This window comes from Pontibacillus sp. ABV4_188 (assembly GCF_056311905.1).
The window spans coordinates 983,313-999,233 of the sequence record NZ_CM149975.1 but is presented as its reverse complement, the minus strand read 5'-3'; the positions used below and the strand labels follow the sequence as shown (position 1 = coordinate 999,233).

Below are 15,921 nucleotides of genomic sequence, written 5' to 3'. Positions count from 1 at the left end.
GAAAAAAATTTTGTTTACACTAGAGAGTAGAAAGAAACGGAGGGGAATGACATGGCTGAAGCTTCTACACAAGTCATCAACCGAATAAAATCGTACTATCGCAACATGAGTGATAAAGAGAAACGGATCGCTGACTACATTTTAAAAGATCCGAATAAGATCATTCACACGACCATTAACCAGGTTTCAGAGGACCTTGGGGTTGCTGATGCGACGGTCTTTCGGTTTTGTAAGACATTAGGATATAAAGGTTATCAAGCATTAAAGATCGCACTGGCTTCTGAGATTGTGAGTCCGATCCAGGATATTCACGAGAAGATCACAGAAGAAGATAGCGAAATGGATATCTTACAGAAGGTATTCCAAGCAAATGTTAATGCCATCCAATACACGAAAGACATTCAACAAGAGGCAACGTTTACTAAAGCGCTTGAGTATATTATGAATTCCCGTGAAATTCACTTCTATGGTAACGGAGGTTCAGGAATTACAGCCCTTGATGCACAGCACAAATTTATGCGAAGCGGCCTTTCGAGCCACGCGCATACAGATACACATATGCAATTAATGGCAGCTTCTCAGCTAACCTCTCAGGATGTCGCGTTATTTATTTCTCATACCGGTTCCAATAAGGATATTCTCGAAGTCATTGAAGTAGCTAAAGAAAACAACGTTCCTACAATCGGTATTACCAACTTTGCCAAATCGCCGTTTAGCAAACTAGTGGACGCTTGTTTGTTTACTACTTCCCAAGAAACCGATTATCGATCCGAAGCTCTAGCTTCAAGAATCGCCGAGCTATCGATTATCGATGCCTTATACGTCAATTACAGCCTGAAGTATCAGGAACAAGCACAACACGCTCAAACGAAAATGCGCGATGCGATAGCAAGAAGAAGATTATAAAATGTAGCAAAAAGTTCTTCATGGTAAGTAGAGGCTCAAATAAAATTTGAGCCTCTTTTTTACTGTCCTTTACCACTCTGCAATACTATTGTCTTGATGACGCCATACCGGATTGCGCCAGTTGTGTCCTTCTTGGGCCCGTTCTTTAACATACTCTTCGTCAATTTCAATCCCAAGACCTGGTCCTTGTGGGATCTGTACGAAGCCATCTTTATAATCAAATACACTGCGGTCTTTAATATAATCTAGTAAATCGTTCTCTTTGTTGTAATGAATACCAAGACTTTGCTCCTGAATAAAGGCATTGTGCGCTGTGGCATCTACCTGAAGACAAGAGGCAAGTGCAATTGGACCTAGTGGACAGTGCGGGGCCATGGCTACATCGTATGCTTCAGCCATTGAGGCTATCTTCTTCACTTCTGTGATTCCCCCTGCGTGAGAAAGGTCCGGTTGGATAATATCTGCATACCCTGATTCTAGTAACGGCTTAAAATCCCAACGGGAATACATACGCTCACCCGTTGCAATCGGGATGTGAGTATGACGAGTAATTTCTCTTAACGCCTCATTGTTCTCAGCTAACACAGGTTCTTCTAAAAACATCGGACGGAATGGTTCAAGCTCTTTAGCGAGCACCTTCGCCATTGGTTTATGCACACGGCCATGAAAGTCAATGCCTATGCCAACTCCATTTCCGACTGCTTCACGTACCGCTTGAACACGCTCAACGGCTTCATCAACTTTGTCGTAGGTATCGATATAGTGCATTTCTTCTGTTCCATTCATTTTAATAGCGTGGAAACCAGTACTAACTGCTTCCTTCGCCGCTTCGCCAACATCAGAGGGACGATCTCCGCCAATCCATGAATACACTTTAATGGAATCACGGCACGCTCCGCCTAGTAGTTGATAGACAGGCGCATTGTAGTACTTCCCTTTAATATCCCATAATGCCTGATCAATACCAGCAAGGGCGCTCATCAGAATCGGACCTCCTCGGTAGAAACCAGAACGATACAGCATGTTCCAGTGATCTTCAATACGAAGAGGATCTTTCCCCATCATGTACTCCATTAGCTCTTCTACAGCTGCTTTTACCGTATGAGCTCTACCTTCAATAACCGGTTCTCCCCAGCCTTTAATTCCTTCATCGGTTTCGATCTTTAGGAATAGCCATCTTGGGGGTACTTGATATAGTTCGTAGTTTGTAATTTTCATTGTGATGCCTCCTGTTTATTCCATTCTTCTATAATCGTTAAAGCTCCTTCTAGCGTGGCCCGTTCACTTTCTGATTCATCCGCTTCAAGAATTTCAATCCCTCCAGGTACCACTTGATGCAGAAGATACGTAAACGCGCTTCGAAGTGGATTGGATCCTCCTACCATAATCCAATCCACTTCTTTCATTCCTTCGATGACTCTTACATCCTCAGACACAACCGCCCCGGCTAAATAATTCGCACGCTGATTGGCTGTGGCCTGTCCCTCTAAGTGAAGAAGACGAATGTGAAAGAGAGATCGAAGTAAGCCCACATCTCGAGCCGCACGGAAACCAGCTTCCAGATAAAACTGATCCACCTCTTCGATCAACGTTTCTTGGATTGAATTAGCAAGAATCGTTTCTTGCTGTACAGCTCTCATCATCTCTCCGCCAAGAGTTGTGTAGCTATAGTTAATCGTCCCCTCTTTTACACCTACATATTTCGTATGTGAACCTGGAAGAATCATAAGACCTATCCCGTCTAACCGTCTCTGCTCAGTCAACCCGAGCGTCTCTACTTCCTCGCCCCGCATAACATCCTTCTCGTCTAACGCTTCCCCTTCTGTTCGGACACCAGGGATCCACATAAACGGCACATCCCCGAATTCTTCCCACTTTGTGATAACCGCTCCTTTAACCAATGCTTCTTTCGTAACAGGAGCGATTAGATGAGGAACTTCATAGATTCCGAGATTCGACGTTAACATGCCGGAGGAAACTACAGCGCTTACATCGGATGCAGATAAATCGTTCTTCTCAAGAAACATCTTCATCTCTTTCTCTAGCTCGTTAATGAAACGCTTCTTTGTTCCCTCTATAGCTACATCGCGTATCCCAAGGGAGAGCTTCTTCTCCCCGATCAACTCCCGGTTTCTATGGATTAGTCGCATTCGTGTATGGGTCGTCCCCCCATCAAGAACCAAATACACTTCTCCCACCCCCCTTACATTTCTTTGACTTTCGTGGTGATCTTCCTAGCCTGTTCTTCAATTCTGTCGAAATCTTTCTGTTCGATCCAATTTGGATGAACGAGTGAACTTCCTAAACCTACAGAACTCCATCCGTTTAATAAATAGTCCTGTATATTCTCTTCAGACACACCACCAACAGCCATCCCTTGTATAAATGGCAACGGCCCTTGGATATCTTTCATATAGTTCGTTCCAACATGTCGTACCGGAAATACTTTCACCATCTCAGCCCCAGCTTCATACGCCTCTAACGCCTCTGTTGGCGTGAAGACACCTGGTATGACAGGAATCCCGTTCCGATTGCCTACTTCTATGGTTTCTTGTCTATAAGTAGGCGCTAACAAAAAATCCGCACCCGCCATAATGGACTGGCTTGCCTGGTTTTCATCAAGCACCGTCCCTGCCCCCACAACCATCTCTGGGTGGCTCTGTTTAATGGACTGAATATGTTTAAGCGCCCCAGGGGTATTAAGTGTTACTTCAATGATCCGTACCCCGCCGTTATATAAAGACGTCGCCACATCAAGAATCGATTCTGGATTTTCTAACCGTAGAATCGCAACGACTTTTTCTTTCGCAATTTGTTGTAATGTCGACATTGAACCCCTCCGTTCCGTATTAAGGAACACTGTTCCATTATTGTTTATAAAAAAAAGCCCTTACAAAAAGAGCCTAGCTTATCTGATTGGAAATTGTCAACTATAAATCCTGACCGGTATATCCTAACATTCGGGAAATTTCAAGGGCTGAATGACAAACTTCCTGCTTACATTGACCCAATTTCTCTTCTGTCATCCGATTACTTGCTCCTGCAACGCTGACAGCCGCCACCACTTCCCCTTTATGGTTATAGATCGGTGCAGCAACGCAGCGAACCCCTTCCTCATGCTCTTCCCAGTCGACGGAAAATTTCTGTTCACGAATCGTTTTCACATGGTCAACAAGCTCATCCATATCTGTAATTGTATGAGATGTATAGGCTTTTAGATCGGTTTTCGCGTACATTTCTCTGATTTTTTCTTCTGTTTCGTAGGCCAGAAGCAACTTCCCAATTCCTGTACAATACAAAGGCGCACGCTTCCCGATTGCTGAATACATGCGAATAGTAGCGTATTTCTCCACCTTATCAATATAAACCACTTCCTCATGGTCCTGAACGCCGATATGTACCGTTTCTCCTGTCTGTTCCGCAAGAGCATGAATAGGAGAGGAAGCCACCTGCCTAATATCCAGATCCTCAGCCACGCTTTCTCCAAGCTCAAGGAGCTTCAAACCTAAACGATAATACTCAGAAGCCTCATCCTGTTGGACAAACCCTTGCATCTTTAAAGAAGACAGCAAACGATGAGCCGTGCTCTTTGACACATCAAGGCGGTGTGAGATCTCTGTCACCCCAAGCCCCGCTGATTCTTGCTGCAGTATGGATAATATCTGTAATGCCCGGTTAACGGACTGAATAGTCTTGCCCTCTTGTTGCATATCCACTCTCCTTCCTTGAAGCTCATCCATTATGGTTTCACGTTTAAATGTATCATGAAATTGGCGAAGGGAGAAGCACGGGGGAGAAGCACGGGGACGGTTCTGGTGCTTCCTTATTACTCTTCCATTTCATAATACCCACGGTCTTCCCCGTAATACTCGTTATATCGCTGCTTAAACTTATAGAAAAGATAAGAACCAATTACCTTTACGATTGCATAGCCCGGAATACCAAGAATCACACCGACCACACCAAATAAATTACCCGCAACCATTAAAACAAGGATGATCGTTAATGGATGAATTTTCATAGTTCTACCCATGATATTCGGAGAAACGAAATTCCCTTCTAAGAATTGGACTGCGATCCATACAATGACTAGCTTTATAAACATAAATGGCGAGCTAACAATGGCAATGATAGCAGCTGGTATAATCGCAATGGTTGGCCCTAAATAAGGGACAACACTTGTTACTGCAGCGATAATGGCTAATGTGAATGCATAATCAAGACCAATGATCAGGTAACCAATGAATAATAGGATTCCAATAACAGTAGCGACAATAATCTGCCCTTGGATATAGGACCCAACTTGAATATCAATATTCGTTAAGATCTGTTTCGTATCATCTCTAAATTTCGGTGGAAATAATTTAATGATAAAACGTCGAAACCTTTTACCATCTTTTAATAAGAAAAATAAGATAAACGGAAAGGTTACAATGGACACAATCGTACTTGTAATCGTACTAGCGACATTCTGTACCCCTTGAAAACCATCAGAAATATACGTTCCAATTAATTGCGGCAATTCACTTAACCTTTCCATTACCCAGTTATACCCATCATCATAATATGGACCTAAGAATGAACGTTGTACCCATTGAGTCATCGTATCCCCTAGCTGTTTTAGATACTCAGGGAAGGTTTGGACTAAATCTTTAATCTGCGCTTCGATAGATGGAGCAGTTAACAAGATCATCCCAGTTAAAGCACCACTAAAGCCTAGAATAAGAATGATGACTCCCCAAATTCTTTTAATCCGTAATCTCTCAAGCAAATCTACAATCGGATTAAATAAATAGTAGGCTATGAATGCCAGGATTACTGGAGGTATTATCGTAGATAAAATGACCACTAGTGGATAAAAGATAAATGAGATTTTCGTGTATATATAAATGGTTATGCCAACAAGAAGAAAGAAAGCTACTATGTAAAAAAAGGTTTTTCCACCAATTAATTTTAAAAATCTATTTTCCTCCATACTTGAATACAGCTCCTTTTGGAAGCGCGGGGACGGTTCTGGTGCTTCCTAATTTCGTTCGTAAAGTATTTAAATCAATACTATCATTATAGTAAACCTTCTTCGATTAACAGGGAAGAAAATAACTTATATTTGCCCTACTCTTAGACAGTCTGTTGTTGATCAATTATAAGACAAAGAAGCACAGAAACCTCCCCTGTGCTTCTCATCATATTAAAGACCTATCTCCTTTTTCGAAAGACAATAGACAATACCATAATAACAGTTATCATAACTAAACTAGATAGCAAGTTACTTATTAGTAAAACTTCTCTAGTCTGAAAATAATCAAACAGAACTAGTAGGAAAAAACAAGAAACTAAACTCACCATATAAATTAGACTTATTTTTTTGAGTGACTTCATAACTTCCCACCTTTCTAGTAATAGATAAAAAAATCATTCATATTCCTATGAAGGTGATGAGAGGGAAGCCCCCGGGAACCGCCCTTGTGCTTCTCATTCTCTTAGCTACGATAGTTTCATCTCATCTCTTAGTAAATGGGTCAATTTCTTTTCTACTCTATATATACTTAAAGCTTTCAATCCATTTAAAGATTTCTCAGATTTTTCGAGTGCCAATTTTGTATTTTCTATGTCATTTTGCAGATACGTTTTAATGGCTTTTACTCTGATAGTTTGTAAATGGAGATAGCTACATTAACTCACTGCAAGATTAAACATAAGTTGTATGTTGTACTGCTCTTAGAAAGTCTGTCTTTGACCAATTATAAGAAAAGTAGCACCGGCGCCGTTCCTGTGCTCACTAAAGCATAAGGTAACAATCCCGTACAACCAACAGACATTATACTTAAAAAGGCACACAAAATAGGCATTGATTTTCTATAACCCTGTTCTTCCCTAATAGGTTTCCCACTCAAAGCTATGCCAGGTAAACCTATTGCGCATACAAATATAAGGCTATACATACTTCCCCCGTTATTAACAAATACAATAACGATAGCAAGAACGGAGATATTAGCGGCAACCAATATACCACAGATCCTTCCTCTAGTTGTTTCTGGTAACATAAGTCCCCCCTTCTCTTTCTTAAAAGTTTGTAAATTAATTTTATGAGGTTCTCTTTAAAGAGTTCAATTAATAAGTTGTATATTCCTCCCATTAATCCTTTGGGAGGTATGGGAACGGTTCTAGCGCTTCCTGAATTTCGTTCCTAAAGCATTTAAATAAATACACTAACTGTAGTAAACCTTCTTAGATCAGCAAGCTAGAAGATGAGTTATATTTTGTACTACTCTTTGAAAGTCTAACTTGGATTAATTATAAGAAAAAAGAAGCACAGGTACCGTACCTGTGCCTCTTCAATTAGTGTAGTTAGTACTTGAAAAACTCTGTATTACTCTCACCCCTTCAGGAATTTAGACTTTTATTCTAGAACACACAGGGCACCAGTGGCCCTTAAATACAACCGCAGGTGATGTATTCCAATTGTGACCCATTTTGCACTCAAATATCATTTTAGTTGTACTGTTAAAATAACTCCTTGAAATCACTTTACCGTTTCTTTTCTTCACCAAATCTATTAGTTCTTTGAATTTCAATGTACGAAACTTTTCTTTATTACATTCACTGCACCATTTATTAAGGTTCTTCACCTTATATGGCAAAAGAGAGAATTTGTGCCCCATTTCACATTCGAAATGAAGTTTAGTATATGAATCAATAAATTTAGTTGATAACAACTTTCCGTTACGGAGTTTGGCTATGTGTTCAAATTCACCGAATTTGCTCTTTTTAAAATAAATGTCGTTATAGTTTATTGTTTGAATATTTTCATCAAAGTCGATATTTAACTTTCGCATTTCTGTCTTAATAAATTCCATTAAGTCTCCCCCAACTACATAATGAGGTATTACTATTAGTTTAATGCCAAACTTTGAACAACGATTCTTTTTTTCCAAGTCTGTAAGTATTTGATATAGAAACCCTTCATGATTATGGTGGAAGTGTTTATTAAATGAATAATGTTGAGCTCCGTTAAATTCAAAAGCAATATTTTTTTCTGAATTGTAACCATCCAGCTCTAAATTATCCCCCAATACTCTTCTTGTTTTAACGAAAATAACTCCCAATAATTTTTCAATAATTAATCTAGAGATTTCTTCCCACTTAGAAGATAAGCAATAAGGACACCAAGTATCGTTGTTTTTTACTTTGCTGGGGACAGAATAGAATTGATGCCCTTCTTTACATTTAAATTTCAATGGGGACACACTATCTACATACACTTTGGAAAGACATTTACCACCTTTTTGGGCAGCGATTTCCTGAAATGCCTCTATAGTTCCTTTTCGACATTCGTGACACCATCTCCCGTTCACCACAGCACCTGCAGGAGCATACCAACGATGATTCTTTTCACATTCCCACTCATATTTCTCATTCATTCCTTTATATTTATTAGAGATCAACACCCCATTCTTCTTTTTAGCTGCTTCTTTTAAATACTCTAAATCTCTTACAGGACGTATATTACATGTATGACACCAATGACCTCTAAGCACATATTTTGCAGAAGTCTCCCATACATGTCCCTTTTCACACTGCCACTTCATTTTCTCAATACAGTTTACATAGTTTTTAGTTAGACATTTACCACCCTTCTCTTTAGCAATTTTATTTATAATTTCTATATTATATCGAGGGGAGGAAGTACACTCATGATGATTGCACCACGTATTACTATTCTTAATACTATCCGGTGTTAATCTAAACTCATGCCCTTTTTCACATCTCCACAAAAGTGGCGTATTCTTATTTTTATATGTCTCAGATAAGCAGACGCCTCCTTTTAACTTTGCAAGCTTTTTCATTTCACTAATCGAGCTTTTCAAAGTACCTCCACATTTTGGACACCAAGTGCCATTGCTAATATTGTCAAATGTTGCTTCCCAAGTGTATCCGCATTTACACTCCCATTTGTATTTATCTTTTTTCCTAGTGTATAAATTCGAGAGACATCGTCCCCCTCTATCAGCTGCGATTCTTTTTAGGTCTTGAAGATTATACATCTTTTTTTTCATCTTTTTTCCTTCCAATCCCAATCATAGTATTACGTGTTAACATTTAAACTTTTTTACTAAGGGTACAATTCACCCTAGTCATAATTAGTTGGATAAGCTTTTTTATCTAAAGATGACCTAAAAATTTTATTTTATACTTAAGGTATGATAAAAACTTCATTACTTCCATCCATATTTGTATGATGCATTTAATAACATTTAAAAAATTCACCTACCCCACGTTAAAAAAGGCTGTATAAACAGTGTTTACAAGGACCCCCTTAACTATTTCATATTTTTAGAAAACTACAAATAATAAGGAGATTATTTTTTTCACTTTCGATCTTGTGCATCATAGGCCCAGTTTCTCTTACTATAAATAAACTTCACCTAAAATTTATAACACACATATATAGGTTATATATAACCTATATATAACCCTTACATAACCCCTTTTTAACTTTCGGGAAGCATGGGGACGGTTCTAGCGCTTCCTAAATATAGTATTTTAAGCCTCCCAGTGTAGTGAACCTTCTTCAAACAGCAAGATAGAAGATGAGTTATATGTTGTACTACTCTTAGAGAGTCTGCTTTGAAAAATTATAAGACAAAGAAGCACAGGAACCGCCCCTATGCTTCCTCAGGAGAAAGAGAATCTCATTTTATATGACGGTGTGGGAACAAGGAAAACCTATCTGGCAACTTTACTTAGCTTGAATGCCATACATAGGTTTGGCAGCAAGGTGAAATACTTCACAGTGGCATCTTTGGTGAATCAATTGATAGAGGCCAACCGTAACGGAAACTTACAGAAGATGATGAAGCAGCTAAAAAAGTTAGACCTTTTAGTGCTGGACGAGTTAGGTTATATCCCTCTTCATAAAGAGGGGGCAGAACTTCTTTTCCAAGTTATATCTATGTGTTATGAGGAGAAAAGCATTGTAATTACGACAAACTTACAGTTTTGCCAATGGAACCACGTATTTGGTGATCCAATTTTAACTGAAGCTGTCATCGATCGTCTGATACATCACTCTCATTTATTGGTGTTAACCGGAGACAGCTTTAGGTATAAAGAGTCGTTAATTCATAAGTAAATATAGGGGTGGCAAGTGGCATGCATTTTTAAATGCCATTTCATACATTTTTCGCTTGCCAAATACACCCTATGCTTCTGAGTTTTATAATAAAAGTTATGATATAACAATGAGAGGGGGGATTGAAGGTGATGTTTATTTTGGAAAGATGGTGAGGTTAGATTATATTGTGGATTAACCAATATAGATAGTTGCATTAAATTCCTTAACAATGGATTTTATTGGGGTATTAACAAAACATTTGTAAAAGAGATCTGTCCTGGTTTTCCTCTCTCTGTATTAAAGAGTCAACAACTTTTAAATTGGGTATCTGAGTATCACACCTCATTTGTTCTTAAAAGAAAATAAAACGATATAAAAACATAAAAATTAAGAAAAAATAAGTCTTCAATATTAAGTAGCTTATGTTAACCGATAATATAAATTTTTAAGTTTTTTATTACCAAGCACATTGGCCGTTGAACACTTCCATTCTTCGGGTGAAAAATATAAAAACTCATCTATTCCATTAACTTTTAATCTTGCAATAAACATTGAATTCCTTTCTGTTAATTTATAGTGCCATTTCAAATTTATTATTTGTTTTCCTTCTAGTTCCCACTTACTTGAATCATTTATCATATATATATAGGTATTAATTGCACCAATCGTTTCACTTATATAATGTTCATCCAATTTACGCTAACCCCCCTTGTAATTATTGGAGAATACAATTTAGTTATATACAATATGAAAACTACTAATTTAGTATTAGTAGTTTTCATAATTTTATACATATAATTTTTCTTTCACATTTATATTGCCTGTATTATAACCATATTTAGAAAACTTATACCGAATATATAATGAGATTTTATCGTCATGAGTTGAAATTATAATTTGTGTATTTGAAAAATCATTTCTTAGAAGTTCTACAAATGAAGCCATATTTATTTCATCCATAGTTTGAATAGGATCGTCTATAAGCAGAGTTCCTAATCCACTATTATTGTATGCTTTGTTTAAAGCTAAAGAGAAGGATATTACTGTTGCTGCTAACTGTCCCGAACTAAAAGAATGCACAATGTCATGATCGGTTTTTTCAGGGGGTACAAAATTTATAGCTTTTAATTGAGCCTCATCAGGGGGGGTATCGTTTTGTTCTTCTTTAATAAAAATACCAATTCCTCTTTGGTGATTTTGAATTATCTTTCCACTATAAATATAAAACGGAATTTCAATATCAGCGATCATTTTTGCTCTATGACTATTTATTTTTTCTTTATAAACTTTAGATGCTTCTTTAAGCTTATCTATAGTAGCATCTAATTTTTCTAATTGTTTTTTCAACTTTAAATGCGTTTTAAAGTTATCACTAGCTTGCAAATAATAAAGATATTCAATATATTGCTTTTTCTTATTAATTTCCTCCAGCTCTAAAGACTTAATCAAACCATCATCTTTATTAAAAATATTAGTATAAATATTTTTATACTCATTTAGCTTCTCATCATTTGATAAAGGTGTATTAGTAATTTTAGATAAAAGTTGACTTTTTATCATTTCAACACTCTCGTCTAAATTAATTACAACCACTTCTTGTTTATTAAAGTATTCACTAATATCAATATTATGTTTCTTAAAATATTCGCTTGCTGCTTCTATATTAACATTTGATTTTTTATGCTCTTCAATTTGATGGAAGAAGCTGTCATCAATTAAATTATTTACTTTATTCTTCATTTCTCCAATTAATTCATTAATATGCTCTTCATATAATTTGTCAATTCCCCCTACAATTTTCTTTGAAGAAACATCAAGTTCTTCTTCAAACATCCGAGTTCTAACCTTTAACCGCATCAGTAATTCATTATGACCTTCCCATTCTTTTCCACAATATGGACATAGACTACTATTCTCATTTTTCTCATTTAAATAATCTTTATAATGGTTCCCTAACTTCTCTCTAGTTAATAATAATTCATTAATAATATTTGAAATATTATTTGAATTATCTCCCATGCTTTTTATTAACTGTATTTTTTGAGTTAATAACTCTTTACTAATTGATATTTGAAAGTGGCTATAAATCAAATCCCAATTAATCTCTTTTTTATGTATTTCCCTATTATCTAAGATGTCTAATATTTTTTGTAATGATTTTTTTAGAATGTATCTTTGTTTTAATTCATCAAAAAAGCTATTATGATGACCTAAAATTATTAAGGATGACAATTTACTTTTATTTTCAGAAACTCTTATTATTTCTTCATTATTATGCTCAATCTTAAAATCGTTAAAGTTATTAATTAACTCTTCTACATTTTCCAATTTATTGATATATTGTTGTTTTAAATTATCATCTAAAGGATAAATATTTTGTTGATCCCATATAATATTATTTGCAGGAGTATTAATTAACTTTCTATATTCCACTTTTTGTGGATCTTTTTGTAATATCTGTTCTTCTACTTTAATGTTTTCATATTTCGATATTATAGTTTGTCTAAAATTTGTTAACTTATTTTTGGCACTATCAAGAAATCTTTTCTCTTTTGTTTCAACTTCTATATTAAAAAGTTTACTTATTGAATCCATTCTATCTTTTTCATTTTTCTTAAAGAGATGGCTTGATTCTTCTTGTTCAACGTAATGGTATAATCCGAATTTTGTTTGAAAGTCTGGTATACCTAATAACTGTTCAATAAGTTTTTCGGGTTTTTTATTTTTTTCTGTAATTACTTCATCAATATCATCTAAAATGTGAAGAGAATAATTAAAATCATAAGGTCTCTTTTCTGTTCTTCTAAGGTTATAAGGTTCTATTTTCCTCCCTATAACTATGGTATCATCCTCATTTGAAGAATGGGTAAGTTCTACTTTTATGATGACTTGTTTGGTTTGGTCTTTTGCAAATAAATAATCATCATAACCTCTATGATTAGCATTTATTCTGTTGTCCTTTATTCTTCTTATACTACCTGTTAGTGCTAATTCAATTATGTCAAAGACGGTGGTTTTACCAAAACCATTTGGTCCATCCAATACAGTAACTGCCTCATTATTAAAATCGATAAACGTTTTTTCTATGGATTTAAAATTCTCAACGTATATTCTAGTAATTCTATACCTATTCATCATTTTCAACCCCCACTAAACTCAATATTTCATCAATATCAGGATCTGGATTTTGAGTATATAAATCTATTACAGAATCCACCAAAGGTAAATCGTCATCTGATATAGAGGATTTTATTTCATTATTTAAGTTAGTGAGTGTTTGTTGATTTATCTCAACAGTAAGGAAAGGTAATTTTATAAAAAATTTAGATACTACATCATATATTAATGAATCTCTTTTTTCACTTTCCTCAGTAATGTTTTCTTGTTGTTTAAAGGAACTAAAATATTCTTTATTTTGTAAAATAGACTTCAAAGAGTGTATTACATTAATGTTTAATGAACAAAGCTCATCTATCAATAATCCAACCTGACTAGATGAGTATGTTAATACGTACTTTTTAAAATCATACGGATCTTCTTCTAAGTCGTAAATAACGGAGTTGAGTTCCTTAGAAAAGTTCAAGTCTTTAGTTTCTAATAGAAGTAATAGTGATAGATTCTTATCAATCCCATTAACTTGATATTCCTTTAATATTATTTCTAAACATTCGTCAAAAGTTAATCGAAGTAAGTCATCATATATAACATTTTCCTTAACAAGTACTACTAAGAAATAATCAAATTTACTTTCATAGGTTCTTTCTGCAAAAAATATATCAGCATCGAGTTTCCTTTTTTCATTTGCAAATAATCTCTCATCTAGTTTGAATTCTAATTCTAGAAATATTTTTCTAATAAGATTATTCATTAAGACTAAACTCCTTTTCAGCTGTTAATAAATTCATAAATTTAATATTTTTCGGTAATGTAAATCTTTCTTTTGATTGATGTCCTCCTGCATCCATTTGAACATCTGTAATAGTTCCAGGGTAATCCCCCGCGATATTAGCATTAACATAGGTACTAACTTCATAAAGTATTTCCAATAAATCTTTATCATTCTTTAAGTTTTCAAAAATTCTTCTACCTACAGCTGAAACTGCATTTCTTCCCTCATCTGTTATTGTTGTAATTAAATGGTTTACAAATTTATTTTTTATAACTAACATATCCTGTTTTGATTCCGCGTCTTTGAGTAAATGGTGAAAAGTAAACAAACTACTTATTAGAATCCTTTTCACGCCATGTTGATCCATGAGAAGCTTGTATTCTTGAACATTGATGTCTTGTGATTTTTTAAGCATTACATTCGGTGCTATTTTTCTACATAATAAGATAAAGTCTTCATCTGATAATGTTTTAAAAGAGTTAATATGATGATTCCAAATATGGAGTTTCTCTTCATCCTCAGTTAGATCTAGCCCCTCATTTTGACAGAATTGCTCAAAATAATTGGCTAAGTCATCATATAAAAAACTAGATACCGTTTCTAAACTCAAATCATAGACAGTAGTATCAGTTAGTATATTGACTATTTCACTAAGAGATAAAATTGGCTCGTCAACTTTCCTTCCATGGATTTCGGAAATAAGTTTATTAACTTTATGAAGTAAATTAGAATAAACATAATCAATGTTTTCAATACACTTAGATTGAAAACATGTTCCACCATGGTTTTCATAAAATGTTTTTAGCTCTTCTTTTATTTTAATTTCCGTATCATGTATATCTATTACTTTATTAATTGGAATTGTTCCTTTCTCACTATTAACTCTTAACTTTTTGACTACTTCATCAAATTTATCTTCATCAAATAATTGTTTTTTAAAATGGGTAAATAAATCTACTTTCTTACTGAAGTTGTATCCTTTTAGGTCGGTTTTTAGTTTTTTTATTTCAAAGTCTCTTATCTCAACAGCAGTATGTAAAAGTGCTTCCTTTACATCCTTGATTAACATTTTCCCCAACAATTCAAGGATAGCTGCCTTATAGGAACTCAGTGTATCTTTATCTATATAAGATTTAACTTGATGAATTGAAATATAGTTTTCATCATATTTAATGCAAAAATCCTCATATTTTTCAATTTCGAGAGAATAATGATGTATTTGATCATCATTGATATTATTTATATAGCAAAGAGCTGTGTAGATAGCTATTTTTCCTTGATATGTATATCCATCCCAAGAAGAGGCAGCACTTCCACAAGCCACTTCAAACCAATCTTTTTCATCTTCAGGCATTTTTTACCTCCTAACCCTCTGTTAAATTTAATCTTAATCCTCATAACTACAAAAATTTTCAATTCACCATTTATAAACAAATAGTAACACAACTAACCCTTCTTTAGTTGTGTTATTTTGGATTATGTTGTAAAATTAAACTGCTTTTGGGCGGCAGAGGTAGGTTACTTTTTTTATCACCTACCTTACTATGGCTTATCCTTATTGGGTAAGCCTTTTACTATTATATCTCCTCATGCAAACTGACCAAGGAGGGCATATGGTGCGATCAGGTGCGTCTCCTAAGGTCCAGCGCATCACACACCACTTATTTAGGAGAAGGAGCTAAGTCATCTTGACATAAATGCCAAATACTCAGGCATAACTGAGAAGCACGGGGACGGTTCTAGCGCTTCCTAAATATAGTATTTTAAGCCTCCCAGAGTAGTGAACCTTCTTCAAACAGCAAGATAGAAGATGAGTTATATGTTGTACTACTCTTAGAAAGTCTGCTTTGAAAAATTATAAGACAAAGAAGCACAGGAACCGTCCCTGTGCTTCCATACATACTTCCCCCGTTATTAACAAATATAATAACGATAGCAAGAACGGAGATATTAGCGGTAACCAATATACCACAGATCCTTCCTCTAGTTGTTTCTGGTAACATAAGTCCCC

At 35.3% G+C, this 15,921-nt stretch carries 12 protein-coding genes and 1 pseudogene; 2 read left to right on the top strand and 11 right to left on the bottom strand.

Features of this window, described 5'->3' with window-relative positions:
- The first annotated feature begins 51 nt into the window (after window positions 1-51).
- On the top strand, window positions 52-906 hold the full coding sequence (locus ACYX4O_RS05055) for a MurR/RpiR family transcriptional regulator (RefSeq protein ID WP_476355139.1): 855 nt from the start codon (window positions 52-54) through the stop codon (window positions 904-906).
- 69 nt (window positions 907-975) lie between these two features.
- On the opposite strand, the gene dgoD is transcribed toward ACYX4O_RS05055, so the two are convergent.
- From dgoD to ACYX4O_RS05020, 7 genes are all read right to left on the bottom strand, one after another.
- Window positions 976-2,124, bottom strand: a complete 1,149-nt coding sequence (gene dgoD, locus ACYX4O_RS05050) for a galactonate dehydratase (protein WP_476355137.1) — start codon at window positions 2,122-2,124, stop codon at window positions 976-978.
- On the bottom strand, window positions 2,121-3,095 hold the full coding sequence (locus ACYX4O_RS05045) for a 2-dehydro-3-deoxygalactonokinase (RefSeq protein WP_476355135.1): 975 nt from the start codon (window positions 3,093-3,095) through the stop codon (window positions 2,121-2,123). The genes dgoD and ACYX4O_RS05045 overlap by 4 nt, the downstream gene beginning before the upstream one ends.
- A gap of 14 nt (window positions 3,096-3,109) precedes the next feature.
- Window positions 3,110-3,736 carry a bifunctional 4-hydroxy-2-oxoglutarate aldolase/2-dehydro-3-deoxy-phosphogluconate aldolase gene (locus ACYX4O_RS05040; protein ID WP_476355133.1) on the bottom strand — a complete coding sequence of 209 codons (627 nt, stop codon included), beginning with the start codon at window positions 3,734-3,736 and terminating at the stop codon, window positions 3,110-3,112.
- Between the two features lie 100 nt (window positions 3,737-3,836).
- Window positions 3,837-4,616 carry an IclR family transcriptional regulator gene (locus ACYX4O_RS05035; RefSeq protein WP_476355131.1) on the bottom strand — a complete coding sequence of 260 codons (780 nt, stop codon included), beginning with the start codon at window positions 4,614-4,616 and terminating at the stop codon, window positions 3,837-3,839.
- Between the two features lie 116 nt (window positions 4,617-4,732).
- On the bottom strand, window positions 4,733-5,881 hold the full coding sequence (locus ACYX4O_RS05030) for an AI-2E family transporter (protein ID WP_476355129.1): 1,149 nt from the start codon (window positions 5,879-5,881) through the stop codon (window positions 4,733-4,735).
- Window positions 5,882-6,647: 766 nt separating this feature from the next.
- Window positions 6,648-6,950, bottom strand: coding sequence for a hypothetical protein (locus tag ACYX4O_RS05025; RefSeq protein WP_476355127.1), 303 nt, complete (start codon window positions 6,948-6,950; stop codon window positions 6,648-6,650).
- A 348-nt stretch (window positions 6,951-7,298) separates the two neighbouring features.
- Window positions 7,299-8,963 carry a PDDEXK family nuclease gene (locus ACYX4O_RS05020; protein ID WP_476355125.1) on the bottom strand — a complete coding sequence of 555 codons (1,665 nt, stop codon included), beginning with the start codon at window positions 8,961-8,963 and terminating at the stop codon, window positions 7,299-7,301.
- A gap of 620 nt (window positions 8,964-9,583) precedes the next feature.
- Between ACYX4O_RS05020 and ACYX4O_RS05015 the strand changes: the two are divergent.
- Window positions 9,584-10,039, top strand: a pseudogene (locus tag ACYX4O_RS05015) (ATP-binding protein); the annotation flags it as partial.
- Between the two features lie 402 nt (window positions 10,040-10,441).
- On the opposite strand, the gene ACYX4O_RS05010 reads toward ACYX4O_RS05015, so the two are convergent.
- The 4 genes from ACYX4O_RS05010 to ACYX4O_RS04995 form a co-directional block, all read right to left on the bottom strand.
- The gene (locus ACYX4O_RS05010) at window positions 10,442-10,714 is read right to left on the bottom strand and encodes a hypothetical protein (protein ID WP_476355123.1); all 273 of its coding nucleotides are present in this window, start codon (window positions 10,712-10,714) and stop codon (window positions 10,442-10,444) included.
- A 93-nt stretch (window positions 10,715-10,807) separates the two neighbouring features.
- A complete protein-coding gene (locus ACYX4O_RS05005) occupies window positions 10,808-13,159 on the bottom strand; it encodes an AAA family ATPase (protein ID WP_476355121.1) in 2,352 nt (783 codons plus the stop codon).
- Entirely contained in the window at window positions 13,149-13,889 is a 741-nt protein-coding gene (locus ACYX4O_RS05000; RefSeq protein ID WP_476355119.1) for an ABC-three component system middle component 1, read from the bottom strand. Before ACYX4O_RS05000 ends, ACYX4O_RS05005 begins: the two co-directional genes overlap by 11 nt.
- Window positions 13,882-15,264: an ABC-three component system protein gene (locus tag ACYX4O_RS04995; protein ID WP_476355117.1), complete on the bottom strand. Its 1,383-nt coding sequence runs from the start codon at window positions 15,262-15,264 to the stop codon at window positions 13,882-13,884. The genes ACYX4O_RS05000 and ACYX4O_RS04995 overlap by 8 nt, the downstream gene beginning before the upstream one ends.
- Window positions 15,265-15,921 lie beyond the last annotated feature (657 nt).

Coding starts and splice junctions, on each gene's coding strand:
- dgoD (WP_476355137.1), bottom strand. CDS start 2,124: ATGAAAATTACAAACTACGAACTATATCAAGTACCCCCAAGATGGCTA.
- ACYX4O_RS05035 (WP_476355131.1), bottom strand. CDS start 4,616: ATGCAACAAGAGGGCAAGACTATTCAGTCCGTTAACCGGGCATTACAG.
- ACYX4O_RS05025 (WP_476355127.1), bottom strand. CDS start 6,950: ATGTTACCAGAAACAACTAGAGGAAGGATCTGTGGTATATTGGTTGCC.
- ACYX4O_RS05055 (WP_476355139.1), top strand. CDS start 52: ATGGCTGAAGCTTCTACACAAGTCATCAACCGAATAAAATCGTACTAT.
- ACYX4O_RS04995 (WP_476355117.1), bottom strand. CDS start 15,264: ATGCCTGAAGATGAAAAAGATTGGTTTGAAGTGGCTTGTGGAAGTGCT.
- ACYX4O_RS05020 (WP_476355125.1), bottom strand. CDS start 8,963: ATGAAAAAAAAGATGTATAATCTTCAAGACCTAAAAAGAATCGCAGCT.
- ACYX4O_RS05040 (WP_476355133.1), bottom strand. CDS start 3,736: ATGTCGACATTACAACAAATTGCGAAAGAAAAAGTCGTTGCGATTCTA.
- ACYX4O_RS05000 (WP_476355119.1), bottom strand. CDS start 13,889: ATGAATAATCTTATTAGAAAAATATTTCTAGAATTAGAATTCAAACTA.
- ACYX4O_RS05030 (WP_476355129.1), bottom strand. CDS start 5,881: ATGGAGGAAAATAGATTTTTAAAATTAATTGGTGGAAAAACCTTTTTT.
- ACYX4O_RS05005 (WP_476355121.1), bottom strand. CDS start 13,159: ATGATGAATAGGTATAGAATTACTAGAATATACGTTGAGAATTTTAAA.